Genomic DNA, 24,387 nt, shown 5'->3' with positions numbered 1-24,387 from the left:
ATGGTTCGACCAGGCTCTGGTCAGTTCAGATGGCGCGCCATGTAGTGAGAACGAGCCCCGAACCTACGCAGCAAACTTCAGGACAATTGTGTCTCACGAACGAGACTGTCGACTGGGGTCAAGCTGAAGCCATGGCGAGCGAAGAAGCCGAAATGCTCGTTTGTCAGCACCGTCGCACTTAAGCAGCCGCCGACACGTGCCCTCATCAGTAATGCGCTGGCTATGTAGGTGGCAAAATGGCGTCCGCGAAATGCCGGTAGCACCGCAACAGTATGGATCGCGAAGGTGACCCAAGGCGCGACAAACCTCCTCAGCCAGCCATGCATCGACGTCTGCTCTGCGCCAACGCAGCGGGAAGTTATGCCCAAGATGTGCCGGAGCCGGCAAACTTTGGGGTCGAGTCCGAGCGCGGCGAAGGATGGCCGAAGTGCCGATGCCGCCCGATCCACGCCGCTGCGGCCGCTATGGCATTGCACGCATGGCGGCGCGTTCGCTGTCGCCGGCGCTGGAGGTGCTCTACGGGTTCACGCGCGAACACTGGAAGGAGCTGTCGTCCGAAGCTGACGGTGCCAACGCGCGCCGCTGAACCTGCCCCTTGCCGCGCGCTGTTGTATGCTCCGCCCTGAACCATCGCCCGTGTCCCGCATGACCGAATCCACGCCAGACCGCCCTCGCCGCATCACCATCCACGACGTCGCCCGCGCCGCCGGCGTGTCGCTGACCACGGTGTCGCACGCGCTGAACGACCGCGGCGTGCTGGACCCGGCCACGCGTGCGCGCGTCAAGCGCGTTGCCGCCGAGCTGGGCTACCGCCCCAGCGTGCGCGCGCAGCGGCTGCAGTCGGGCCGAGCCAACTGCATCGCGCTGTTGTCGTCGATGCCATTCGCGGTGGCGGGCGGCACGTCGCGGCTCGGCTTCATGATGGAGGTGGCGGCGATTGCCGCCGAGGCAGCAATGGGGCGCGGCCTGGGCGTGGTGCTGGTGCCGCCGCTGGAAGGCGCCGGGGGCCTGCTCGATACATTGGATATCGACGGAGCGATCGTGATCGAGCCGATCGCGGGCGACCCGCATATCGCGCGGCTGCGCGAGCGCGGCGTCAGCATCGTGTCGATCGGGCGCGAGCCGCTGACCGACACGCCGGTGCCTTGCATCGACCTGCAATCGGCCGATACCGCCCGGCTGCTGCTGGCGCATTTGCACGGGCACGGGCGCCGGCAGATCGGCCTGATGATCGGCGCCGCGCCGCGCCAGTCGTATGTGGAAACCGAACGCGCTTACCGCGAGTTCACGCAGGCGCTGGGCTTGCCCTGCCATATCGTCAAGGCAGCCGAGGAACACGGCGAAGCCGCGGGCGCCGAGGCCTGCGCGCAATTGCTGGCGCAGATGCCGGCGCTCGATGCGCTGTGCGCGCCGGTGGATGCGTTTGCGGTGGGCGCCATGGCCCACCTGCAAGGGCTGGGCAAGCGCGTGCCCGACGATGTGCTGGTGGTGACGCGCTATGACGGCATCCGCGCCCGCAGCGCGCAGCCGCCGATCACCGCGGTCAACCTGCACCTGGAGCGCGTGGCATCGCTGGCGGTGGAGCTGCTGTTCGCACATCTTTCCGGCGACCGCAGCCGCGACGTGATCACCGGGCCCGCGCCGGAACTGGTGGTGCGGGCATCGTCCACGCCAGACAGCTAGCCGCGCAGCAGCACCACCGCACCGGAGACCAACGCAAACACCAGCACGCCGATGCGCAGCATGCGCTGGTTGATGCGCTTGTGCACCAGGTGGCTGGCCACCATGCCGACGATCAGCACCGGCAGCAGCCCGACAGCATAGAGCACCTGCTCCATGCCGAGCCGGTCGCTCAGCGCCAGCACCACCAGCGAGATCGATTCACCGACCAGGAAGCACAGCGCCACGGTGGCGCGCAGCGTCGCGACCGGCGCATGCTGGTAGGCCAGCGCCAGCGGCGGGCCGCCGACACCGGTTGCGGTCTCGGTCACGCCGGTGATCAGGCCGGTCGAGGCAAAGGTCAGCCGCCCCGGCGTAAAGGCCGGCGCCAGCAATGACACCACCGCTGCGGCAATGGTGCTGCCGCCGACCAGCGCGTTGAGCCATGCCATCGGCATCGCCACCAGCACCCACAGCCCGCCGAAGGTGCCGGCCAGCCGCCCGGCGCTGATCCACCCTGCGCCGCGCAGGTCGATGGCATGGCGTTCGCGCCAGGCGACGTAGGCGTTGAGCGGCAGCATCGCCAGCAGCAGCGCGCCGGGCAGCATTGCCGGCGCGGCCAGCGCCAGCACCGGCACCACGATCAGCGCGAAGCCCATGCCGGTCGCACCCTGGATCAGCGCGCCGGTAAAGACCGCCACGCCGACGCTGAACAACGTCATGTCCATGGTCAGGATGCCTCCGTGCCGCCATGGCGGATTCGGTGCACGTCCGCGGCGTCGTGCAGCTTGCGGATCGGGGCATTGGCGATGGTGTCCTCGGCCATGGCGTGGATCGCCCGCATCAGCGCGCGTGCGTCCCAGTCCGTGGGCCAGCCCTGCCACAGGCGCAGGCTGCCATCGACAAAGACCGCGCGGATCTGGTCGCGGTTGGCCAGGCGCACCAGTTCCCAGGTCAGGTCCCAGGACGGCGTCAGCTCAGGCACGTCCAGGTCGACCAGCAGGAAGTCGGCGCGCTTGCCCGCGGCGATCTCGCCGGTGAGCGCACCCAGGCCCGCCACATCGGCCGCGTCGTGCGTGGCCATGTCGACCCAGCGCCAGCCCGCGCCGCAGGAAGAATCGCCCACGCCGATGCCGAAGGCGAAGCGCTGGGCGGCCTCGGCATAGTCCAGCAGGCGGAAGCCGTCGCTGCGGGTGCCGTCGGTGCCCAGGCCCAGGCGCACGCCGAAGGTAGCCATGGTCTCGGCCGGCGCCACGGCGTTGCCCTTCCAGGCGCTGGCCACGGGGTTGTAGGCCACCGCGGTGCCGGTGTCGACCAGCAAGCGGATCTCATTCGGCGTCACCAGCGTGGCATGCGCCAGCAGCGCCGCAGGGCCCAGTGCGCCGACTGCCGCGAGATGTTCGATCGGACGGCGCCCGCAGGCATTGAGCGAGCGCTCCACCGCCACCAGGTGCTCGTTGGCGTGGGTCTGGAAGATGCGGCCGGACTCGGCGCACAACTGGTAGACGTGGTGCAGCATCGCGTCGGAGGCCACCTCGGGAATCGATGTCGCCAGCGACGGGGCCACCAGCGGATCGCCGGCGTACTTGTCCAGGTGGGCGGCGGCGCGGCGCAGGATCGGCGCGGCGTCGAGCGTTTCCGCGCCGGGCTTGTCGTTGCAGATCAGGCCCAGCACGCAGCGCACGCCGGCATCGGTGACCGCGCGCGCGACCGCGTCCAGCCCGGCGTCGCTGCGCGTGCCGGCATCGACCACGGTGGTGAAGCCGCCGCGCAGCGCTTCCAGCGCTGCCAGCTTGGACGACAGGTACAGGTGCTCCGCTTTCAGGCTGCCTTCCAGCGGCACCCACACGCGCCGGAAGATCTCCGACGGCTCGCCGAACACCAGCGACTTGCCGAACGACTGCGTCAGGTGGTGATGCGTGTCGATCATGCCGGGCATCAGCAGCATGCGCGGCAGCGGCAGGGTCTCCAGCTCGGCGAAGCGCGCAGCAACTTCCGCGGCCGTGCCCACTGCCGTGAAGCGGCCACCCTCCACCACCACCGCGTGGCCGCGTACCGCGCCCTGGCGCAGCAAGGTCCATTCCGGCAGCAGGATGCGCGGCTGCCTGAAGCTGTCCGGCACCAGGGCCGGGTTGGTATCGCCGGGCCAGGCCGGCGTCGAGTCAGAACGATCAGTCATTGCAATTCAGGAAGCAGGGTCAATGCGTGGCGGCGGCATCGTCGCGGGCGACCGGGCCCGCTGCCGCGGCCCGCAGGCCCGTATGGAAAAACAGGAAGTTGAGCAGCGCCGCGGTCATGGCACCCATGGCCACGCCATTGCCCACCAGGATGCGCACGTTGGCCGGCAGGCCGCCATAGATGCCGGGCACCAGGATCGGCAGCAGGCCCACGGCCAGCGCCACGGCCACCACGTACATATTGGCGTGGTCGCGCAGATCCACCTTGCGCAGCATGTCGATGCCCATGGTGCCGACGATGCAGAACACCACCAGCCCGGTGCCGCCGACTACGGCCTCGGGGATCGCGCTGATCAGCGACGACACCGGCACCAGCAGCCCGAACGCCACCAGGATCGCGCCCGACATCGCCGTGACAAAGCGCGAGCGCACGCCGGTGGCACGCACGATGCCGATGTTCTCGCCGCTGGTGATGATCAGCGAGGTGCCGAACATCCCGCCCAGCAGCGAAGTCAGCGCATCGGCGCGGATGGTGCGCGGCACGTCGCGCTGCTGGTCAACCGGCCGGCCCACGGCATCGCTGATCGCCAGCGTCTGGCCGGTGGCCTCCACCATCGAGATCACGGCGAACACCATCAGCGGGATTGCGGCCATCACATCGAAATGCGGCCACCCGAACGGGAACGGCGTGGGCAACGCGAACACCGGCGACATCGACACATGGCCAGGCTGGAACGCGCCGGCCAGCCCGGCCACCAGCGCACCGCCCAGCAGCCCCAGCAGGATCGCCAGCTGCGCCAGCATGCCCGACAGCAGGCGCGATGCCGCCACGGTGCAGGCAATGGTGGCGAACGCCAGCAGCAGGTTGAGCGGGTCCACCGTGCTGCCCGCGGCCGGGTGGCCGGCAACCAGCTTGCCGGATACCTGCGCCAGGTTGATCGCCACCAGCAGCAGCATGGTCCCCACCACCACCGGCGGGAAATAGCGCAGGCAGCGCCGGAACACTGGCAGCACGCAGAAGTAGAAGACGCCGGTCAGGATCACCGCGCCGGCAGCGGTCTGCACGTCGGTCTGCTGCGCGATCAGGATAAACAGCACGATCGGGGCGCCGCCGGGCAGCATCACGAACGGCAGCCGCGCACCGATGCCCCGCTTGCCCAGCGACTGCAACAGCGTGCCGAGGCCGCAGATCACGAAGGTGGCGCTCAGCAGCTGCACCGCCAGCGCTGGCGGGAAGTTCAGCGCCTTGCTCATCAGGAAGACGGACGCGATCGGCGACGCGGCCATGACCAGTACGTGTTGAAGCCCGAAGACAAACAGGCGCCGCCATGGCAGCCGTTCATCCACCGGCGCGGGGGCGGGGTGGGACATGCTTTGCTCCTCGTTTGGTGTGTGGGCGTTGTGCCGGTGGCGCGCAAGCCACCTGCTGCGTCTGTGCGCAATTCGCCTTGGATATTATCGATTTCCGCTAACAAAAACGTTTTTGTAAGTGTAGAGAAACGCAATTCGCGATGCAAGCGGTTTCTCGGCGGAGCGCCTGTGGTCTTCCCCTATATCGATCAGATCGATAAGTGCTAGCAGCAAAACGCGTTTCACAAGTTGATGCCTCGGCCTCAAAGTACCCGCCATAGCGCCTTGCGCGACACAACACGCCCCTGAAGGAGACGCCCCCATGCGAGACAAGAAAAGTCCGGCGGAATCTGCCGACCCCGCCCAGCCGGTGCCTGCCCGGCGCCGCATCGTCCAGGGCGCGGGCCTGCTCGCCCTCGGCGCCACCCCGCTCGGCGCGCTGGCCGCCCAGGCCGCGCGCATCAGCGACGGCGTCACGCTGGCCGACGGCCCCCGCCCGCTGGTGCGCTATCCGGGCAAGCGCCCGCTGGTGCGCGTCAGCACCCGTCCGCCACACCTTGAGACGCCCTTCTCCGCGTTCAACGAGGGGCCGATCACCGCCAACGACGCCTTCTTCGTGCGCTACCACCTGGCCAATATTCCGCTGTCGGTGGATCTCGCCACCTTCCGCCTGACCGTTGGCGGGCACGTCGACAAGCCGCTGAAGCTGTCGCTCGATGAACTGAAGCGGCTGGCCGACCCGGTGGACATCGTCGCCGTGAACCAGTGTTCAGGCAACAGCCGCGGTTTCTCCGAGCCGCGCGTCTTCGGTGCCCAACTTGCCAACGGTGCAATGGGCAATGCGCGCTGGACCGGCGTGCCGCTACGCAAGGTGCTGGAGCACGCGGGCATCAAGGCCGGCGCCAAGGTGGTCACGTTCAACGGGCTGGATACGCCGGTGCTGCCCAGCACGCCGGACTTCCGCAAGTCGCTCGATATCGCCCATGCGATGAACGGCGAGCCGTTGCTGGCCTGGGGCATGAACGGCGAAGACCTGCCGCTGCTCAACGGCTATCCCATCAAGCTGGTGGTGCCGGGCTACTTCGGCACCTACTGGATCAAGCACCTGTCCGAGATCGAGGTGCTGGACCACCCGTTCGAAGGCCATGATGCGTTCTTCATGACCAAGGGCTATCGCGTACCGGATAACGACTGCCAATGCGTGGCGCCGGGCACCCCCGCCAGCAAGACGCGACCGATCTCGACGCTGGCGGTGCGCAGCTTCATCACCAGCGTGGGCGCCGGCGGCGTGCTGCCAGCAGGGCGCACGGTCGAACTGAAAGGCATCGCCTTCGACGGCGGCTCCGGCATCCGCACCGTGGAGGTATCGGTCGACGGCGGGCAAAGCTGGCAGGCCGCCACGCTGGGCCAGGACCTGGGCCGCTTCTCGTTCCGCCCCTGGCAACTGCCGGTGAAGTTCGCGCGCAAAGGCCCAGCGGTCTTGATGGTGCGCGCCACCAGCGTCCAGGGCGAGGTGCAGCCTGCCAAGGCCAACTGGAACCCGGCCGGCTATCGCCGCAACGTCATTGAATCCACGCCGGTCACCATTGCCTGAGGAGCGCGCCATGCATCGATCCATCACCCCCATGCTGCTCGCGCTCGCCCTGCTGGGCGCGGGCAGCGCGTCCGCGGCACCCCAGGACATCAAGCTGCCGGCGGAGAACGTCAAGCTCAAACCCGCCAAGCTGCCCGGCTACGGCATCGCCATGCAGAAATGCGCGATCTGCCATTCGGCCGACTACGTCGCCTACCAGCCGCCCGGCCTGAGCCTGACGCAGTGGACCGGCGAAATGAAGAAAATGCAGCAGGCCTATGGTGCGCCGATCGACGATGGCGAGGTCGAGCAGCTCGGCGCCTATCTCGCGGTGGCCTACGGCTCCGCCAAGATCAAGGATCCGGAGATCGTGGCCATCGCGCAGAAGGCGGGCAAGCCCGCGCCAGCCGCACCCGCAGCCGCCTCAGCGCCTGCCGCCGCGGTGGACGTGCAGGGCCTGCTGGCGAAGAACGCCTGCCTGAGCTGCCACAGCGTGACGCAGAAGGTGGTCGGCCCGGCTTATCACGAAGTAGCCACCCGCTATAAGGACGATGCGCAGGCACAGGCCAGGCTGGAAGCCAGCATCCGCGGCGGCAGCAGCGGCAAATGGGGTTCGGTGCCGATGCCGCCGTTTGCCGGATTGAAGGCGGACGAAGTCAAGGCGTTGGCGGCATACGTGCGGCAGCAATAGTCTCCCCCGCTTCCTCGATCGCAAGGCGCCCCGGCTGATCCCGGGGCGCCTTGCATTTTGCGCTTGCAGTTCCCCGTTGCCTCCCTATACTTAGCCATATGGCTAACCATTGTGCCGAGTTTGCTGACGTGTCCCAGGCTGTCGATATTTCCCCGCTTTCCGACGTGTTCTACGCGCTGGCGGACCCGACCCGCCGTGCCATCGTCAGCGTGCTCGGCCGCGGGCCGGAAACGGTCTCGGCACTGGCGGCACCGTTCACGATGGCGCTGCCCTCGTTCATGAAGCACCTGCAGGTGCTGGAGCGCAGCGGCCTGATCCGCTCGCGCAAGACGGGGCGCGTGCGCACTTGCGAACTGGTACCGCAACCGCTGTCAGACGCGCAGCAATGGCTGGCCGACCAGCGCGCCATGTGGGAGGCCCGTACCGACCGCCTGGCCGCCTTTGTCGAAGCCCTTCATCAGGAGGAACAGTCAGATGCCGAATGAAAACGACGCCAGCCCTGAAAGCCAGGACCTGGTCATCTCGCGCCTGCTCAAGGCCCCGCGTGCCAAGGTCTGGCGTGCATGGAGCGATCCCAAGCTGCTCAAGGAATGGTGGTGCCCCAAACCCTGGACCACCGAGGTCCTGGCCTTCGACATGCGCCCCGGCGGTGCCTTCCATACGCTCATGAAAGGCCCGGACGGCGGCGTCAGCGACAACCCGGGATGCTTCCTCGAGATCGTGCCGATGGAGAAGATCGTCTCCACCTCGGCCCTGGTGGCCGGCTATCGGCCCAACAAGCCGTGGCTGTCGATGACCGCGGTCATCACCATGGCTGACGAGGGTGACGGCACCCGCTACATTGCGCGCGTGATGCATCCGGATGAGGCCACGCGCAAGCAGCATGAGGAGCTGGGGTTCTATGAAGGCTGGGACACCTGCATTACGCAGCTGGATGAGTTTGCGCAGCAGTTGAAGTAAGGCGGCTTCAAGTAAGGCCGGCTTTGGCGATGCCTTCGGCACGCTGCGGGTTCGCTCCCTTCTCCCGCTTGCGGGAGAAGGGAGCGTATGCGAGAGGTGGCAGCCTGGTTCGGATCTCTCAGTAGAGTGGGCGGCTTGGCGTTTTCAGAACCGATGCCGCAACCCCACGCTCACCGACTTCGCATCATCCCCGCTACCCGGATCGATCACGATGCTGTTGTTGCTCACGCTGCCGCCGGGGCTGTTATGCACCAGCACCGCCCGCACATAGGCCGTGGTGCGCTTGCTCAGGTCATGGTCCCACCCCAGCGTCACCGCCAGCGGCCGCTGGCCGCCGCCCAGGATCTGGCGCTTGAGTGCGGCGGCCTTGAAGGTGTCGCGCTGCGTCACGTTCCAGCTGAAGGTCACGCCGTAGTGGCGTGCCGAGCGGGTCTCGGGCCGGTCGCTGCTGGCGGCGCTGTACAGCAGGCCGATCTCGACCGGCTTGAAGCGATAGGAGCCGCCGACGAAATGGTTGGAAGTCAGCGTCGGCTCCACCGGCACGTTGGCGCCCGTATACATCCCCTGGTAGGCATAGAACGCGTACACGTTGCCGGCCTCGTAGGTCGCATTCATGCCGAAGTTCAGCCCTGAGCGCGCCGACCCCGGCACCTCGCCGGGCGCCACCGCGGCGCCAAAGGAAAAGCCGCCCCAATTGGGCGAGAAGTACTGCACCGCGTTGTCGAAGCGGGCGCCGTAGGCCACGTGCCCGGTGCCCTGCGATGCGGTCGCGCTCAGCAGGTTGAATGGCGACACCGCGCCATTGAGCAGGAACGGATCCAGCCGCAGCAGCGCATAGAACGACGGCGTGTACTGCCGCCCCAGTCGGAACTCGCCCCAGTTGCCCGACAGGCCCAGATAGGCCTGCCGCCCGAACAGCCGGTTGTTGCCGAAGAACTCCGTGCCGTTGTCGATATTGAAGCCCGACTCGACCAGGAAGTTGGCCTTGAGCCCGCCGCCCAGGTCCTCGATGCCGCGGATGCCCCAGCGCGACGCAGCCTGCTGGCCTTCGCGCATGCGCACCACGCTTTCCGAGCCCCTGGCGTATTCGATCGATGCATCGACCACGCCGAACAGCTGCATCGTGCCGGCCAGGGCATTGCCCGCGGCCAGCGCCGCGCCCATCACCATCCACTGTCTTACCTTCACGCTGCCTGTCTCCCGTTTCTTGTTGTTGTGGTCCAGCCTTACTTCGCCTGCAGCCCCGCCACCTTCACCACCTCGCCCCACGCGGCCAGGTCGGCGCTGACCAGCTTGCCCAGGTCGGCCGGGCTCGACGGCGCGGCCGGCTGCAGGTTCATGGCGGTGAATTTCTCGCGGTCGCCCGGCGTCTGCAGGATGCGGTTCACCTCGGCGTTCAGCCGGTTGACGATCGGCGCGGGCAGGCCCTTGGGGCCGAAGATCGCGACCCAGCTGGCTTGCTGGAAGGGCACACCCTGCTGCGACATGGTCGGCACGTCCGGCGCCGTCAGCAGGCGCTCCGGACCGGAGACCGCAATGCCCCGGATGCGGCCGGACTTCAGGTGCGGGACCGACGAGATGGCGTCGGTAATGCCGATGGTGACGTGGCCCGCGGCCAGGTCGTTGCTGCACTGGGTGGCGGTCTTGTAGGGGATATGGCGCAGGTGGATGCCGGTCTTGGCCTTCAGGTATTCCATGGCCAGGTGGCCGCCCGAGCCCACGCCCCATGAGCAGTACGCCAGTTCCGTCTTGCTGGCCCTGGCGTAGGCAATCAGCTCCTGCAGGTTGTGCACCGGCACATTGGCGCTGACCGCCAGCAGGTTGCCGCCGGGCTGGCTGGGGCGTGCGATGGGGGTGAAGTCCTTGATCGGGTCATAGGGCAGCGACGGCGTGGTCCACGGGTTCACCGTCATGGTCGCGGCGTAGGTGAACAGCAGCGTGTAGCCGTCAGGCGCGGCGCGCGCCACGGTCTCGTTGGCGATGATGCCGTTGGCGCCGGGGCGGTTGTCGACCACCACCGGCTGCTTGAGCGCAGCGGTCAGGCGCTCGGCCACCAGCCGTGCAGTCTGGTCGGTGACGGTGCCTGCGCCCGAGGGCAGCACCATGCGGATGGGCTTGCTGGGGTACGGGGCCTCGGCGTGCGCGCTGACCGCGCCCGCCAGGGCCAGCGCCGCGGCCAGGGCCGCTGTGCGCGTGGCACAGGCCCTGCGGGCGCCAGTGTGCTGGCTGCTCATATTTGCTGTCTCCGTTGCGGTGCATTGGCCGCGCATGCCGGTGCGTTGCCGGCCTGTCATGGGTGGGCGCACCGGGCAGCGGCCCGGGCGCCCTGGCTGAACCGGCTCAGGCTTGCGCCTGCGCCGCGTGATCGAGTGCCGCCAGCCGTTCGTAGTGCCAGTCGGCATCGCCGAACAAGTTGGCGTGGGCGGCCAGGCGCTTGTAGCAGTGGCCGATTTCCATCTCGTCGGTCATGCCCACCGCACCGTGCAGCTGCACCACGTCTTCGCCGAGCGCACGCCCGGCGTCCGAGACAAAGGCCTTGGCATGCGATACCGCACGCATGCGCGCCACCGCATCGCCATGCAGGGCGTTGGCCGCCAGCTCGGTGATGGCGCGTGCCTGTTCGACGCTGACATAGAGGTCCACCAGCCGGTGCCGGATCACCTGGTTGGCCGTCAGCGGGCGGCCGAACTGCTCGCGCGTCACCAGGTAGTCGCGGGTCAGGTCGAACGCGCGCGACATGGTGCCCACGGCTTCGGCGCAGGCCATCACGGTGGCCTGGTCGATGGCGGCTTCCACCAGCGGCCAGGCGCCGTCCACCGGGCCGATGCGCGCGCTGTCCGGCACGGTCGCGCGGCGCAGCGTCACGCTGGCGGTCTGGCGGCCGTCGTAGGTCGGCAGCGCATCGACGCTGATGCCGCGCGTGTCGGCCGGCACCGCGAACAGCGTCAGGCCGCTGCGGTCGCGGCGCTGGCCGCCGGTACGCGCCAGCACCAGCAGCACGGCGGCGCTGCCGCCGCCCAGCACCAGGGTCTTGCGGCCGTCCAGCGTCCATTGCCCCGGGTCATGCTGTTGCGCGGTGGTGCCGATATCGAAGGCGTCATAGCGTCCCTGCGCTTCCCATGCGGCCAGCGCCAGCATGGCGCCACCCTCGGCCATCGCCGCCGCGATCGCGGCGTGGGCGGGATCGCCGCAGGCGGCCAGCAGCGGCGCGCAAAGCGCGGCATTGGCCAGCCAGGGCTCGGCGGGCTGGGCGCGGCCCAGTTCCTCGGCGAGCAGGGCCTGGTCCGCGCTGTCGCCCAGGCCGCCGCAGGCTTCGGGCAGACCCACGGCCAGCCAGCCCATTTCGGCAAACGCCTGCCAGTGCTTGCGCGAGAAGCCGTCGGGCTCGGCCAGCGCCGCGCGGCGCTGCTCGAAGCCGTAGCCGCGCTCGACATAGCGCCGCACGCTTTCCTTCAGCATGCGGCGATCGTCTGTTGAATCGCTCATGTGTTTTGTTCCTTGTCCTGGGTTGCGGGCGCTGTTGCGGGCACGATTGGGGGCATTACAGGCCCAGCACCTGCTTGGCCAGCAGCTCGTGCTGGATCTCGCTGGAGCCGCCGGCGATGGTGTAGCCGCGGGTGACGAAGCGGCGCGCCGATGCCGCCGCGGCGTACGCCGACTGGCCCGCTTGCGGCACGGCGGGCTCGAAGTGCGCGGCGCGGTCATAGGCCAGCGTGTCCGGCCCCAGCGCATCGACCGCCAGGTTCTCGATGTCCTGGATCAGCCGGCTGCCCAGCAGCTTGAGCATGCCGGTCTCCGGCCCCAGCGTTTCGCCGGCGCGCGCCCGCTTGCGAAAACGCAGCACGGTTGCCGCCAGCGCTTCGAGCCGCACCTCCAGCGCGCGCATCCGGCGTGCAAACCAAGGGCGCTGCGACAGCGGCTGGCCGCCCTCCTCCAGCTCTTCGCCGATGGCGCGCACCTTGGCCAGGCGGCGGCGGTTCTCCGCCACGCGCGCCAGGTTCAGCCGCTCATGTTCGAGCAGGGACTTGGCGATGGTCCAGCCAGCGTTCTCTTCGCCGACCAGGTTCTCCACCGGCACTTCCACCTCGTCGAGGAACACCTGGTTGAACAGGTGCCATCCATGGATGCCCACCAGCGGCCGCACGCTGACGCCGGGGCTGCGCATGTCGATCAGCAGGAAGCTGATGCCCTGCTGCGCGCGCGCCTCGGTATCGGTGCGCACCAGGCAGAAGATCCAGTCCGCGTACTGCGCGTAGGACGTCCAGATCTTGCTGCCGCTGACCACGTAGACCTCGGTGCCGTCGGGCCGCGTCTTGCGCACCGCGCGCGTCTTCAGCGAAGCCAGGTCGGAGCCGGAGTTCGGTTCGGAATAGCCCTGGCACCACCAGTGCTCCTGGTTCAGGATGCGCGGCAGGAAGTACTGCTGCTGCGCCGGCGTGCCGTAGCGGATCAGGATCGGGCCGATCATCTCGAAGGTGATGCCGCCGCTCTCGGGCGCGTGCGCCAGCACCAGTTCTTCCTGGAATACGGCACGGCGCTCGGCGCTCCAGTTGCAGCCCTGCCATTCAGGCGGCCAGTGCGGCGCCAGCCAGCCGCGTTCGGCCAGCCGGTGCTGCCAGTCGACCAGCTCTTGCTTGCTGACTTCCAGTCCGAGGCGGACTTTCTCGCGCACGGCATGGGGCAGCGACCGGGCGACGAACTCGCGTACCTCGCGGCGGAAATCCTGCAGCGACGCGTCGTCGTCGGTGGTGATGGAATCTGTCATGGAAATATCGGTCCTCAGGAATTCTTGTCGCGCGCAGCAGATGCCATGTGCATCGTCGCGGCGCGCATGCCGCCCTTGATCGCGGCCACGCCATCGACCGGAAAGCCGCCGATGGTGGCGGCCAGGCCGCGCGCGCGGTCCAGCACCTCGGCGTCTTCGGCCAGTTCGGTGGCAATGCCCAGGCGCAGCAGCTCCGGCGCGGGCACGCGGTCGCCAAGCAGGCACAGGCGCGCAGCCACAGCCTCGGAATGGCGCAGCGCAAGCCAATCGGCATTGCGCGGCGCGGCCATTCCCAGGCGGATCTCGCCGATCTGCAGGAAGGCCCCGGCGCCGCACACCAGCAGGTCGCCGGCCAGCGCCAGCGCCGCGCCGCCGTTGATGGCATGGCGCTCCAGCGCCACGATCCATGCCTTGCGGCTTTGCAGCAGGCCCAGGTGGACGCGCTCCCAGACCGGCGCAAACACGGCCAGCCCGCCGGGCTCCGCCTGCAGTGCCTGCAGGTCCAGGCCGGAACAGAAGGCGCCGTCGGCGCCGCGCAGCAGCACGGCGCGCACGCTGTCGTCGGCGGCCAGGGTTTCGATGGCGTCGCCCAGCGCGCGCGCCAGCGACATATCGATGGCGTTGCGACGGGCCGGGCGGTTCAGCACCACCTCGGCCCAGCCGGCATGGCGCTGCAGCAGTACGGGGGATTGGGGGGTGTTCATGCGGGCTCCTGCTGGGCTTGTTCCACGCCGATCGCGCCGGCGCGGGCCATGGTGTGAATCTCTGCGGCGCTGAAGCCGAGCCCGGCCAGCACCTCGGCCGTATGCTGGCCGAGCCGCGGCACCGCGGGCGTAGCGCCTGCAGGCAGGCTGGCCATGGTGAACGGCAGTCCGGGCAGGTCCAACTGGCCGCCCTCGCCGTCATCGACTGGCCGCAGGATGCCGCTGGCGCAAACGTCCGCACTCGCTTTGACCTGGTGATAGTCACGCACCACGCCCACCACCACCTGGTGGCGCTCGAGCAGCGCACGGGCGGCGTCGCCGCTCAGGTGACGCATGGCGTCGTGCAGGATGGCCAGCAGCGCCGGGCGGTTCTGCACGCGCAGCGCGTTGCAGGCAAAGCGCGCGTCCTGCGCCAGCGCCGGCTGGCCGATGGCCTCGCACAGGCGCGTCCAGTGCTCGTCGAGATAGGCCGACAGCACGATATGCCCGTCGGCCACCGCGATCACATCCGCGGCCGGCGCGGCCTTGGGCTGGCTGTTGCCGCTGCGCACCGGCAGCGCGCCGGAGCACTCGTACTCGGCCCACAGCTGGGCCTGCATCTGCACGCCGACTGACAACAGCGAGGTCTCGATAGTCTCGCCGGCGCCGGTACGCTCGCGCCGGAACAGCGCCGCCAGGATGGCGTTGCCGGTCGCCAGCGCGGTGGCCGCGTCGATCAGCGCGAAGCCGGCCTTCAGTGGCTGCCCGCCGGCCTCGCCGGTGACGGACATCATGCCGCTCTCGGCCTGCGCGGCAATATCCAGCCCGGGGCGCGTGCGCGACGGCCCGCGCGTGCCGAAGCCGCTGATGGAGGCGTGGATCAGGTCAGGACGCGCCGCGCGCAGCGTGGCGGCGTCCAGCCCCAGCGCTTCCATCACGCCGGCGCGGGTGTTGTGCAGCACCACGTCGCTGGCCAGCGCCAGCCGCCGTGCGGCGTCCAGCCCGCCGGGCGTGCGCAGGTCCAGCGCGATGCCGCGCTTGCCGCGGTTGTAGGCCAGGTACATCGGGCTCTGCGGGCTGGTGCCGTCAAAGCGCCGCGCGCTGTCGCCGCGCAAGGCCTCCACCTTGACCACGTCGGCGCCAAGGTCGGCCAGCATCATGGCCGCGCCCGGCGCCGCGATGAACTGCCCGAACTCCGCCACGCGTATGCCTGCCAGCGGCAGGTCTTGCCGGTTCGCCATGCGATCCACTCCTCGAAGATGCCGGCGCGGCCGGCGGTTTGCGACGATGTGGAGCGATCATGCGATAGCACGGCGCATCACGGCAGATGCCAAAACTGCTTCGGTGCAAACCAGCGGTTAGCACCCTGGGGTTATCCCGAACCCGGCTGAATGCCGCTATGCTGTGCGCCCAGTGCGTCGTTTGAGTGGAGCCAAATCCATGCGTCTGAGCCAAGTCCAGGACTTCATCGCCGTAGCCGAGCACGGCAGCATCCGCGCCGGGGCCCGTGCGCGCGATGTGTCGGCACCGGCACTGACCAAGAGCATCCGCCAGCTCGAAGAGGAGCTGCATGTGCCGCTGCTGACCCGCACCACCCGCGGCGTGGTGCTGTCGCGCTTCGGCGAAGCCTTCCTGCGGCGCGCGCGGCTGATCGCCACCGAGGCGCGCAAGGCCACCGAGGAGATGGCGCAGATGCTGGGCGCGCGCAACGGCGTGGTGCGCGTCGGCACCACCCGCGGCCCGGCGCATGTGGTGCTGCCTCCCGTGGTCAAGCGCTTTCGCGTGCAGCATCCAGACGTGCTGGTGTGCATTGACAGCTGGGGCTACCCCACCCACCTGGACGAGCTGCGCTCGGGCGTGATGGACATGGCGGTGAGTCCGGTCCCGAACGAGGGCATCGAGCGCGAATTCACCTGCGAGCCGCTCTACAACAACGATTCGGTGGTGATGGCGCACCGCGAGCATCCGCTGCGCAACGCCCGCAGCCTGCGCGAGCTGATCGGCTCGGACTGGATCCTGACCGGCCAGCGCATGCACGGTCCGGGCGCCGCCATCCTCGATGCCTTCCGTGAACGCGATCTGCCGTTGCCACGCGTGGCGGTGCGCTGCGACACCATCGGCATGATCGAGCACCTGATGCAGGACCGCCACCTGCTGTGCATGCTGCCGCGCCAGATGGTGGCCGGCCGGCTGGCCGCCAATGGCCTGGTGCCGCTGCTCATCGAGGACAAGCTGCCCAGCCACACCGTCAGCCTGATCTACCGCGCCGATTCGCCGATGACGCCGGTGGCGGCGCAGTTCGCCACCCTGCTGCGGCGTGAAGTCCACTATCTGTCCAACCTGCCTGACAGTCCGCTGCGCCGACTTGACTGAAGGCAGCCGCTACCGCAGCGCGCGCCGGCCGGGAACTCCCTGCACCCGCGCGGTGCTAACCAGCGGTTTACACCTGAAATTCCAAAACCCCCGCCGGGCCGCACCGGCGCTTGGTTTGCGGCCGGTACGCCGCCTCCCGGCGGGATTTTCCCCAATCCCCGGGGTGCACCTTCTTGCCTGACAGTTGCGCTGGACGCGACCTGGTTCGCAGAGGAGGCAAGCATGCAGGACATTGAGGACCGGCCGGCGGCACTGGTCACTGGCACAGGAATCGACAGCGCTGGCGACGGCGTGTGGTTGCTGCACGGACAAGGGCAGAGCTTTGTCGCCGACGTGGGCGGCGGCCTGCTGGTGGTCGACAGCGGCCCCGGCGGGCGCGTCACGCGCGGCATGATCGAGGCGCTGCGCACGCAGACCGGGCTGCCGGTGCTGGCCATCTGCTACAGCCACGGCCATATGGGCTACAACGCCGGCCTGCAGCAATGGCTGGACCACGCCGCCGCGCGCGGCGAGCCCGCGCCACGCGTACTGGCTCACGTCAACGTGCTGGCGCGGCAGGCGCGCTACCGCGAGACCCAGCGCATGCAGGAGCGCATGGCGGAGATCCAGTTCCGCCAGCCGGCCGGCGCGCTGGCGGGAAAGCTGGTCCACATCGAACCCACCGAGACCTTCGCCGACGGCCTGACGCTGGGCCGGGGCGAGCGCCGCGCGGAAATCCTGTGGGCGCCGTCCGAGACCGACGACGCCGTGGCGGTCTGGCTGCCGGGCCGGCGCCTGCTGTACGGCGGCCCCGCGGTCATTGATTCGATCCCGAACATCGGCACCCCCTTCCGCACCATGCGCGACACCGTGCGCTGGGCCGATACGCTGGAACGATTGGCCGGGCTGCAGCCGCGCACCGTGGTGCGAGAGTTCGGCGCCACGCTGCAGGGCGAGGACGAGTGCCAGCGCGTGCTGTGCCAGACCGCCAGGGCCTTGCGCTGGCTGCGCACGGAGGTGGTGCGGCTGATGAACGCTGGCTGCAACGAACGCCAGGTGCTGGCCGCGCTGAAGCCGCCGGCGGAGCTGTTCGACCAGCCCTGGATGCGTCCCACCTATGGCGACCCCAGCTACATCGCGCGCGACATCTATCGCTCGGAGAACGGCTGGTGGGACCGCAATGCCACCACGCTGCATCCCGCACCGCCTCAACAGGCGGCCGCCGAGGTCGCCGCGGCCGTGGCCGACCATGGCGCACTGCTCCGCCACGCCCAGGCCCTGGCCGCGCGCGGCGACACGCAGCTGGCGCTGCACGTGATCGACGTGCTGGCGCTGGCGCCGGATGAAACGCCCACCGTGCGCGAGGCCCGCCAGCTCAAGGCCGCCTGGCTGCGCCAGCGCGCCACCCAGATCCGCAGCTATGTGTCGCGCAGCCTGTATGGCGCTGCCGCCGACGCGCTGGAAAGCGACGCGGCGGACAACTTCGGCATGCACTAGGGAGACGCCATGCCACAAACAATGCATCCGGTTCCGACGGCACTGCCAGGCAACACGCGCCGGCGCGACGTGTTGCGCGGGCTTGCCGCACTCGGTCTTGGCGCGGCGGCCGGCCCGCTATGCGCCAGCAACGCCTGGCCCGCCAAGCCCATCCGGCTGGTGGTGCCGGCCCCGCCCGGCGGCGGCACCGACCTGTTCGCGCGCACGCTGGCCGCATCGCTCGGCAAGGCGCTGGGCCAGACCATCGTCGTCGACAACAAGCCGGGGGCGACCGGCATCATCGGCAACGATACCGTGGCCAAGGCCAGCGCCGACGGCTACACGCTGCTGTTCACCTACGCCGCCACGGTGGTGATCAACCAGACCCTGCAGCCCAAGCTGCCCTATGACGGCCTGCGCGATCTCGTGCCGGTGGCGCAGGTCGGCGCGGGCGGCAATTTCCTGGTGGTGACGCCGGACTTCCCGGCGCGCACGCTCAAGGAGTTCGTCGCCCACATGCTCAAGCGCCCGGATGCATACGACTACGGCTCATGGGGCATCGGCTCGGGCGGCCACCTGACGATGGAAGCCCTCAAGATGCAGACCGGCATGAAGCTGCGCCACGTGCCGTACAAGGGCGTGGCGCAGATCCTGACCGACATGCAGGGCGGCGTGGTCAAGGTGGCCTTTGTCGATACCTCGTCGTCGCTGCCGCTGATCCGCGCCGGCAAGCTGCGCGCGCTGGCCATCAGCGGCACGCGCCGCGCGCCGGCGACGCCGGACACCCCCACCATGACCGAGCAGGGCTATCCGTTCGATACCGACAGCTGGTATGGCCTGTTCGCGCCGGCCGGCACCAGCGTTGCCATCGTGCAGCGGCTCAATACGGAAGTGACCCGCCTGCTGGCTGACGCGCCGATGCGCGAGCGCTTCCTGCAGCTGAACATGGGCATGGCGCCCGCCAGGAGTGCCGAGCAGTTCGCGCAGACCGTGCGCGACGACGTGGGCGTATGGGGCAAGGTGATCACAGCCAACCACATCACGGTCGACTGAAGACCACCAGGGGACGCTGCTCTGGCGCGGCTTGCCGCAGGCATCCTGATGCCGCGCAGCGTGGCGCTGCGCTTCAGTGCGAGAACAGCACCGGCACCGTCATCGACTCCAGCACCAGCCTGGTCACGCCGCCCAGCACCAGCTCGCGCAACCGGCCGTGGCCGTAGGCACCCATCACGATCAGGTCGGCACCAAAGTCTGAAGCTCGCGTCAGGATCAGTTCGCCGATGGCCAGGTCGCCACCGCCCGGGCCGTGCTCCACCTCCACTGCCACACCCTGACGCTCCAGCACGTGCACGGCGTGGCTGACCGGGGTGGCATCGGCGCGCGGCTCCCTGGCGGCATGGGCGCTCAGCACCCGCGCCCGCGCGCCGGCCATCAGCGGCAGCGCGTCGTGCAAGGCACGCGCGGCCTCGCGGCTGCCGTTCCAGGCCACCAGCACGCGTGTGCCCACGGTGGCGAAATTGCCGGCACAGGGCACCACCAGCGCCGGCCGGCCGCTCTCCAGCAGCAGCGCCTCCAATAGCTGCCGCGCTACCGGGCCTTCCGCGTTGTCGGCGTCGTACTGGCCGGAGACGATCAGGCCGGCCTCGCGCGCCTCGCGCAGCGCCAGTGTCACCGGATCGCGCTCGACGGTGCGCCAGTCGCAGGCAACCGCCAGCTCGCGCATGGCGGCCTCGAAGGCACAACGCATGTTCTCGCGCTGCAGCCGGCGCCGCTCCTGGTCTTCGGCCAGGCAGCGCTGGGCATTGTTCATGCGATAGAACCAGCTGGGGTCCGGCACGCGCCCGGCCAGCAGGCCGATCAGCGGACACTGGCTGGCGGTGGCAAGGCGTGCCGCAATCTGCAAGCGCTGCATGGCCTGCCGGTTGCCGTCGAGATGGACCAGGATGTTGTCGTACGCCATGATGCCCTCGCGTCCGGACCGTTTGCTTTCAGTCTAGGCCGCATGGCAGGCAATGTATGCCGATACTCGCCGATCGCGCCGGTGGAAACCTCAGGTTTCCAGGCCCTGGGCATGGAAGGCAAGCGCATCACATCGCAGGTTACCGGCCATGCCCACAGGGTGTTCAATACCCCGCTTGCCGGTCCACCTGGTTCAGCGGTTCACGCCCGTCGCGCGCGCGCCGCAGGTTGTCGATGCATTGCCGCGCCACCAGTTCGTACGAGGGGTCGGCCGCGATATGCGGCGTGGCCTCGATGCGGGGATGGTTCCAGACCGGATCGTCCGCCGCGGGCGGCTCCTTGGCGAACACGTCGAGCGCCGCGCCGGCAAGGTGGCCATCGTCGATCAGTGCGACCAGGTCTGGCTCGACCACATGCTCGCCACGCCCGACGTTGATCAGGAATGCCCCCTTGGGCAGCCGCGACAGCGCTTGGCGGTTCAGCATGCCCTCGGTGCGCGGCGTCAGCGGCAGCGTGCAGACCAGGATGTCGCTCTGCGCCAGCATGGCATCCAGCCCGTCGTCGCCGGTGAAGTCGGTCACGCCGGGCAGATGCTTGGCGCTGCGGCTCCAGCCGCTGACCGGGTAGCCGATGGCGGCAAACATGCGCGCCACCTCGCTGCCGATCTCGCCCAGCCCCAGCACACCCACGCGGCAGCGTGAGACATCGCGCCCCGGGTGGCGCTTCCATTCGCCGCGGCGCTGCTGTTCGGCGTACAGGCCGAGCGCGCGGGCATGGCGCAGCGCCATCGCCAGCACGTAGTGGGCAATGCCGGTCTGCTGGCCGGGATCGACGATGCGCGTGACCGGCATGCCAGGCGGCAGGTCCGGCGCGGCCAGCAGCTTGTCGACGCCCGCGGTGGCCGCGCAGACCAGCCGCAGCTTCGGGTAGGCCGGCAGCACGCCGGGCTTCAGGCCCCAGGCGATGATGGCTTCGACCTCTTCCGCGACGGCGGCCTCGCGGCCGTTCCACACGGTGATATCCGGCGCGGCTTCGCGCAGCGCGGCAGTGATGGGAACCGCCATGAACGACGGCAGGTGGACGAGGATGGCCATGGTCAGTTGCGGTAGTCAGGGTTGATGCGGTCAAGGCGGCGCAGCAGGCCAGGCCAGGCCAGGCCGGAGCCCTTGCCCTTGGTGGCCTGGCGCGCCTGCTGGCCCATGTTGGCGCTGGCGGCTTCGGGCACCATGGTCAGCGGCGTGCCGCCGCTTTGCGCGAGGATCTGGATGCGGCAGGCGGACTCGAGCGTGTACATGGTCAGGAAAGCATCGGATACCGTGCGCCCGCACGTCAGCAGGCCATGGTTGCGCAGGATCATCTGCTTGCAGCGGCCCAGGTCGGCCACCAGCCTCGCCTTCTCGTCCTCGCGCAGCGCCACGCCTTCATAGTCGTGGTACGCCAGCCCGGTCAGCGCGAACATCGATTGCTGCGAGATCGGCAGCAGGCCCGCCTGCTGCGCCGAGACGGCGACGCCGTGCGAGGTATGCGTGTGCATCACGCAACCGACTTCGGGGCGCGCCTCATGCACGGCGCTGTGGATGACGAAGCCGGCCGGGTTGACGTCATACGGCGTTTCCAGCACGGGCTGCCCTTCGTGGTCGACCTTGACCAGGCTCGATGCCGTGATCTCGTCGAACATCATCCCGTACGGGTTGATCAGGAACTGGTCCGGCGCATCGGGCACGCGTGCCGAGATATGGGTGAAGATCAGGTCGTCCCAGCCAAAGTGGGCGACCAGCCGGTATGCGGCCGCCAGGTCCACGCGCATCTGCCATTCGGCGTCGGAGACACGGTCCCTGATTGAATCGACAAGCTGGATTTGCGCCATATGCGTACCTCCCCGGGAGCATGTGAGTCATTGAATCGATGCATTGTCCGGGCGCACCGCGCCAAAGTCTGTTAAGTATTAGACAATCTCGGCTCCAGCAGGAGAGCGATGTGAAGGGTGATGTGAAGCGTGGATCGAGGGCAGCGGTGGAACCGGTGCGCACGCTGCCGCGCAGCGTGCTGGCCAGCGGCTGGCTGCGCAATGCGCCGCCGGGCGTGCTCGATGCCGTGGCGAACGCCGCACGCCGCCTGCGCTTTGGCGACGGCGAGATGATCTTCGCGCGCGGCGATCCGCCCACCTACTTCTGCATGGTGCTGGCGGGCCGCGTGCGCATGAGCCGCGTCAGCACGGGCGGGCGCGAGTCGGTGTATTCGGTAATCGGGCGTGGCCGCTGGTTCGGCGAGATCTCGCTGCTGGACGGCAAGCCGCGCACGCACGACGCCTTCGCCGTCGGCAACACGGAATTGATGGTGCTGAGCCAGCGCGACTTCCACCGCATCCTGGGCGCGCATCCGGTGGGCATGCAGCTGATCGTGCAGCAGATCTGCGCGCGCCTGCGCGTAGCGTTCGACCACGCGCAAAGCGCGGCGCAGGCACCCATCGATGCGCGCATGGCAGCGCGCCTGCTGGAACTGGCCGACCGCACCGACCATGTCGTGCGCATCAGCGCGGAGGACCTTGGCGACATGGTCAACCGCTCGCGCCAGACCGTGGCCAAGTACCTGCAGGCGTGGGAGGACGCGGGCCTGATCCGCCGCGAGTACCGGCAGATCGAACTGCTGGACCCCGCGGCGCTCAAGCGACTGGCCAGACGTTGACGGCCCGCAAGGTTTGCAGGCCGCGCGCGTAATTAACCTGCCCTGGTCCCGATGGCAAGGCTGGTTAACGACCGTTGCAAAATCAAACAGAATGTCAGGTGCCTCGGCGCTACAGTGACTGTTCCCTTGCCTGTAGGCGTTCTAGGAGGTACACGAATGAAGCAACATCTGGCGAAATCCCTGGTCGTGGCTGGCGCGATGATCGCGTCCTACCCGCTGTTTGCCCAGCAGGCCCAGCCCCTGCAGCCGAGCCAGCCCATGCCGATGACGCAGCCGATGCAGCCGATGCAATCCACTCAGCCGGTGCAATCCGCCCAGCCCGTGCAAGCCATGCCGTCGGCAGCGCCGTCGGCCCAGGCGGCACCCGCAGCAGGCGGCAGCTATGCCCAGGCGCCCGTACAGGCGGCCCAGCCGGGCATGGCACCGGCAGCCGCCGACCCGACCATGGCAAGCAGCCCCGCCTCGGCCGTGGACCCCGCCAGCATGAGCCTGGCCCCCGATGCGCTCGGCACGCGCCTGGGCCAGCGCAGCGCGTTCCTCGACGGGGCCTGAGCGCCCGTCAGCGCAAGGCCCGCATCGCGCGGGCCGCGCGCCACCCTCACCCCGCTTCCCGGGCGCGCGCCGCTTCAGGTCTGCACGGCCGCCTCCCCCTGCTGCTGCAGCCACTCCAGGAACGCGCGCAGATGCAGCGGCTTGTCGGCATCGAGCGGCACCAGCGCATGATAGGTATTGCCCGGTGCGCGGATGGCGGCAAACGGCGTCGCAATGCGACCGCCCGCGCGGTCCGTTTCCAGGGTCGGAAAGGTGCCGATGGCAAAGCCAAGGCTGTCCACCACCGCCTGCAGCGTGACAAAGAAATGGTCGAAGCGCAGCGTGCGCACAGCCAGCAGCGAGGCATGTCCCGCCTGCTGCAGCCACGACTCCCAACTGCCCGGCCGGGTTTCCGTATAGAGGAAGACGCCCTCCACCAGGTCCTCTACACCTTGCAACGGCACCTGCTCCAGCATCGCCGGACTGGCGATCACCGTCTGGTACTCCGAAAAGATCGGCACTGACTCGAACTGTTCGCCACGTTCGAGGGTGCGCCGTATCGCCACGTCAAAGGTGCCGTTGAATCCCGCCTCGTTGCTGAAGGCGGTAGACACACGCCTGGGCAGCAGTGCCGGCACCATGGCCATCGACTTCCACATGGCATTCAACCTGACCCTGGCCGCAACCCTGGTCTGGTTTGTCAACCCGGTGGCGTCCCTGTGCACCCGATGGCTGCCTGATGCGCACGACGACGCAGCGCCCGGCGGCGCGCGCTACCTGAGCCGGGGCGACCTGCGGCATCCTTCCGTCGCCCTGGGCAATGCCACGCGCGAAGTCGTGCGCATCGGCGACGTGATCGAGGAGATGCTCAACGGCATGAAGCTCTCGATCGTGGGCAACGACCGCGCAATGAACGCCCGCTGCCGGGCGCTGGACGACCGCATCGACGCACTCTATTCGTCGGTCAAGATGTACCTGACCGACGTCGACGCCGGCAGCCTCGACGGTGAGGATGCCGCCCGCTGGGATGAAATCATGCTGGTGAACATCAACCTGGAGTATGTGGGCGATATCGTCGAACGCATCCTGATCGACCTGGACCAGCGCAAACTGAGCCGCAACTACTGCTTCTCGGATGAGGGCAGCGCCGAACTGCTCGAGCTTTGCGACATGCTGGTGGCCAACCTGCGTATCAGGATGTCGCTCTTCGTTGCCAACGACCGCGCAGCGTCGGCATTGCTGGTCGAGTGCGCCGGCGACTTCCAGGCACGCGCCGGGCGCTTCACCGCCCGCCACATTGCCCGGGTGGCGCAGCGCCGCACCGCGAACGTGGAAACCAGCGCCTTGCACCTGGACACGCTGCGCGAGCTGTCCCAGATGAACGCGCTGCTGTGCGCCGCGCCGGCAGGCATGCCCGGCGCCCTGCGCGGCGCCCTCCCTGAAGACACCTCGTTCCTGCCCGCCGGCAACCCCCGCGCGCCGCACGCACAGGAACGCCTGCTTAGTCCGTGACCGCCAGGGCCGAG

The 24,387-nt window shown here is 68.9% G+C and carries 26 protein-coding genes; 12 read left to right on the top strand and 14 right to left on the bottom strand.

Going from position 1 to position 24,387, the window contains the following annotated elements; genetic code table 11:
* Positions 1-77 precede the first annotated feature (77 nt).
* Positions 78-326 (bottom strand): GNAT family N-acetyltransferase, encoded by a 249-nt coding sequence (locus AC07UK_RS22130; protein WP_436223795.1) that lies wholly within the window; start codon positions 324-326, stop codon positions 78-80.
* Between the two features lie 107 nt (positions 327-433).
* Between AC07UK_RS22130 and AC07UK_RS22125 the strand changes: the two genes are divergently transcribed.
* A complete protein-coding gene (locus AC07UK_RS22125) occupies positions 434-586 on the top strand; it encodes a hypothetical protein (protein ID WP_494686448.1) in 153 nt (50 codons plus the stop codon).
* A 59-nt stretch (positions 587-645) separates the two neighbouring features.
* Positions 646-1,683, top strand: coding sequence for a LacI family DNA-binding transcriptional regulator (locus tag AC07UK_RS22120; protein WP_494686447.1), 1,038 nt, complete (start codon positions 646-648; stop codon positions 1,681-1,683).
* Here AC07UK_RS22120 and AC07UK_RS22115 read toward each other — a convergent pair.
* From AC07UK_RS22115 to AC07UK_RS22105, 3 genes are read right to left on the bottom strand one after another with little or no spacing between them, the layout of a single operon-like run.
* The gene (locus AC07UK_RS22115; protein WP_494686446.1) at positions 1,680-2,387 is read right to left on the bottom strand and encodes a sulfite exporter TauE/SafE family protein; all 708 of its coding nucleotides are present in this window, start codon (positions 2,385-2,387) and stop codon (positions 1,680-1,682) included. The genes AC07UK_RS22120 and AC07UK_RS22115 overlap by 4 nt on opposite strands.
* 2 nt (positions 2,388-2,389) lie before the next feature.
* Positions 2,390-3,838: an amidohydrolase family protein gene (locus AC07UK_RS22110; protein WP_494686445.1), complete on the bottom strand. Its 1,449-nt coding sequence runs from the start codon at positions 3,836-3,838 to the stop codon at positions 2,390-2,392.
* 19 nt (positions 3,839-3,857) lie between these two features.
* Positions 3,858-5,207 carry a uracil-xanthine permease family protein gene (locus AC07UK_RS22105; RefSeq protein WP_494686444.1) on the bottom strand — a complete coding sequence of 450 codons (1,350 nt, stop codon included), beginning with the start codon at positions 5,205-5,207 and terminating at the stop codon, positions 3,858-3,860.
* A 301-nt stretch (positions 5,208-5,508) separates the two neighbouring features.
* Between AC07UK_RS22105 and sorA the strand changes: the two genes are divergently transcribed.
* The 4 genes from sorA to AC07UK_RS22085 all read left to right on the top strand — a co-directional run bounded on the left by sorA (position 5,509) and on the right by AC07UK_RS22085 (position 8,410).
* Complete coding sequence (sorA, locus tag AC07UK_RS22100) at positions 5,509-6,780, top strand: SorA family sulfite dehydrogenase catalytic subunit (protein ID WP_494686443.1); 1,272 nt, start codon at positions 5,509-5,511, stop codon at positions 6,778-6,780.
* Positions 6,781-6,790: 10 nt separating this feature from the next.
* Positions 6,791-7,450, top strand: a complete 660-nt coding sequence (locus AC07UK_RS22095; RefSeq protein WP_494686442.1) for a c-type cytochrome — start codon at positions 6,791-6,793, stop codon at positions 7,448-7,450.
* 98 nt (positions 7,451-7,548) lie between these two features.
* Entirely contained in the window at positions 7,549-7,935 is a 387-nt protein-coding gene (locus AC07UK_RS22090; RefSeq protein ID WP_013952497.1) for an ArsR/SmtB family transcription factor, read from the top strand.
* Positions 7,925-8,410: an SRPBCC family protein gene (locus tag AC07UK_RS22085; RefSeq protein WP_494686441.1), complete on the top strand. Its 486-nt coding sequence runs from the start codon at positions 7,925-7,927 to the stop codon at positions 8,408-8,410. The genes AC07UK_RS22090 and AC07UK_RS22085 overlap by 11 nt, the downstream gene beginning before the upstream one ends.
* Positions 8,411-8,554: 144 nt before the next feature.
* Here the strand turns inward: AC07UK_RS22085 and AC07UK_RS22080 are convergent, their stop codons facing one another.
* The 6 genes from AC07UK_RS22080 to AC07UK_RS22055 all read right to left on the bottom strand — a co-directional run bounded on the left by AC07UK_RS22080 (position 8,555) and on the right by AC07UK_RS22055 (position 15,099).
* Positions 8,555-9,580: a porin gene (locus AC07UK_RS22080; protein ID WP_494686459.1), complete on the bottom strand. Its 1,026-nt coding sequence runs from the start codon at positions 9,578-9,580 to the stop codon at positions 8,555-8,557.
* A gap of 56 nt (positions 9,581-9,636) precedes the next feature.
* On the bottom strand, positions 9,637-10,644 hold the full coding sequence (locus AC07UK_RS22075; protein ID WP_436223804.1) for a Bug family tripartite tricarboxylate transporter substrate binding protein: 1,008 nt from the start codon (positions 10,642-10,644) through the stop codon (positions 9,637-9,639).
* Positions 10,645-10,750: 106 nt separating this feature from the next.
* Complete coding sequence (locus AC07UK_RS22070; protein ID WP_436223805.1) at positions 10,751-11,896, bottom strand: acyl-CoA dehydrogenase family protein; 1,146 nt, start codon at positions 11,894-11,896, stop codon at positions 10,751-10,753.
* A gap of 55 nt (positions 11,897-11,951) precedes the next feature.
* A complete protein-coding gene (locus tag AC07UK_RS22065; protein WP_436223806.1) occupies positions 11,952-13,175 on the bottom strand; it encodes an acyl-CoA dehydrogenase family protein in 1,224 nt (407 codons plus the stop codon).
* 14 nt (positions 13,176-13,189) lie between these two features.
* Positions 13,190-13,879: an enoyl-CoA hydratase/isomerase family protein gene (locus tag AC07UK_RS22060; RefSeq protein WP_494686440.1), complete on the bottom strand. Its 690-nt coding sequence runs from the start codon at positions 13,877-13,879 to the stop codon at positions 13,190-13,192.
* Positions 13,876-15,099 (bottom strand): CaiB/BaiF CoA transferase family protein, encoded by a 1,224-nt coding sequence (locus AC07UK_RS22055; protein WP_436223808.1) that lies wholly within the window; start codon positions 15,097-15,099, stop codon positions 13,876-13,878. Before AC07UK_RS22055 ends, AC07UK_RS22060 begins: the two co-directional genes overlap by 4 nt.
* A gap of 199 nt (positions 15,100-15,298) precedes the next feature.
* On the opposite strand from AC07UK_RS22055, the gene AC07UK_RS22050 reads away from it, so the two are divergent.
* The 3 genes from AC07UK_RS22050 (at position 15,299) to AC07UK_RS22040 (ending at position 18,739) form a co-directional block, all read left to right on the top strand.
* The gene (locus tag AC07UK_RS22050) at positions 15,299-16,231 is read left to right on the top strand and encodes a LysR family transcriptional regulator (RefSeq protein WP_436223809.1); all 933 of its coding nucleotides are present in this window, start codon (positions 15,299-15,301) and stop codon (positions 16,229-16,231) included.
* 222 nt (positions 16,232-16,453) lie between these two features.
* Positions 16,454-17,707 carry an alkyl sulfatase dimerization domain-containing protein gene (locus AC07UK_RS22045; RefSeq protein WP_436223810.1) on the top strand — a complete coding sequence of 418 codons (1,254 nt, stop codon included), beginning with the start codon at positions 16,454-16,456 and terminating at the stop codon, positions 17,705-17,707.
* Between the two features lie 9 nt (positions 17,708-17,716).
* Positions 17,717-18,739, top strand: a complete 1,023-nt coding sequence (locus AC07UK_RS22040; protein ID WP_436223811.1) for a Bug family tripartite tricarboxylate transporter substrate binding protein — start codon at positions 17,717-17,719, stop codon at positions 18,737-18,739.
* A gap of 73 nt (positions 18,740-18,812) precedes the next feature.
* On the opposite strand, the gene AC07UK_RS22035 is transcribed toward AC07UK_RS22040, so the two are convergent.
* From AC07UK_RS22035 to AC07UK_RS22025, 3 genes are all read right to left on the bottom strand, one after another.
* Positions 18,813-19,646 (bottom strand): universal stress protein, encoded by an 834-nt coding sequence (locus tag AC07UK_RS22035; RefSeq protein ID WP_436223812.1) that lies wholly within the window; start codon positions 19,644-19,646, stop codon positions 18,813-18,815.
* A gap of 163 nt (positions 19,647-19,809) precedes the next feature.
* The gene (locus AC07UK_RS22030; RefSeq protein WP_436223813.1) at positions 19,810-20,739 is read right to left on the bottom strand and encodes a 2-hydroxyacid dehydrogenase; all 930 of its coding nucleotides are present in this window, start codon (positions 20,737-20,739) and stop codon (positions 19,810-19,812) included.
* Between the two features lie 2 nt (positions 20,740-20,741).
* Entirely contained in the window at positions 20,742-21,512 is a 771-nt protein-coding gene (locus AC07UK_RS22025) for a class II aldolase/adducin family protein (protein ID WP_494686439.1), read from the bottom strand.
* 110 nt (positions 21,513-21,622) lie between these two features.
* Between AC07UK_RS22025 and AC07UK_RS22020 the strand changes: the two genes are divergently transcribed.
* On the top strand, positions 21,623-22,330 hold the full coding sequence (locus AC07UK_RS22020; RefSeq protein WP_436223814.1) for a Crp/Fnr family transcriptional regulator: 708 nt from the start codon (positions 21,623-21,625) through the stop codon (positions 22,328-22,330).
* A gap of 156 nt (positions 22,331-22,486) precedes the next feature.
* Entirely contained in the window at positions 22,487-22,882 is a 396-nt protein-coding gene (locus AC07UK_RS22015; RefSeq protein WP_114134451.1) for a hypothetical protein, read from the top strand.
* Positions 22,883-22,956: 74 nt separating this feature from the next.
* Here AC07UK_RS22015 and AC07UK_RS22010 read toward each other — a convergent pair whose 3' ends face one another.
* The gene (locus tag AC07UK_RS22010) at positions 22,957-23,520 is read right to left on the bottom strand and encodes a LysR substrate-binding domain-containing protein (protein WP_436223815.1); all 564 of its coding nucleotides are present in this window, start codon (positions 23,518-23,520) and stop codon (positions 22,957-22,959) included.
* Between AC07UK_RS22010 and AC07UK_RS22005 the strand changes: the two genes are divergently transcribed.
* On the top strand, positions 23,501-24,373 hold the full coding sequence (locus AC07UK_RS22005; RefSeq protein WP_494686438.1) for a Na/Pi cotransporter family protein: 873 nt from the start codon (positions 23,501-23,503) through the stop codon (positions 24,371-24,373). The genes AC07UK_RS22010 and AC07UK_RS22005 overlap by 20 nt on opposite strands.
* The last annotated feature ends 14 nt before the right edge of the window (positions 24,374-24,387 follow it).

This window comes from Cupriavidus sp. GW821-FHT07C08, from assembly GCF_059419025.1.
The sequence above is the reverse complement of the archived record's forward strand: the minus strand, read 5'-3'. Positions and strand labels throughout refer to the sequence as shown.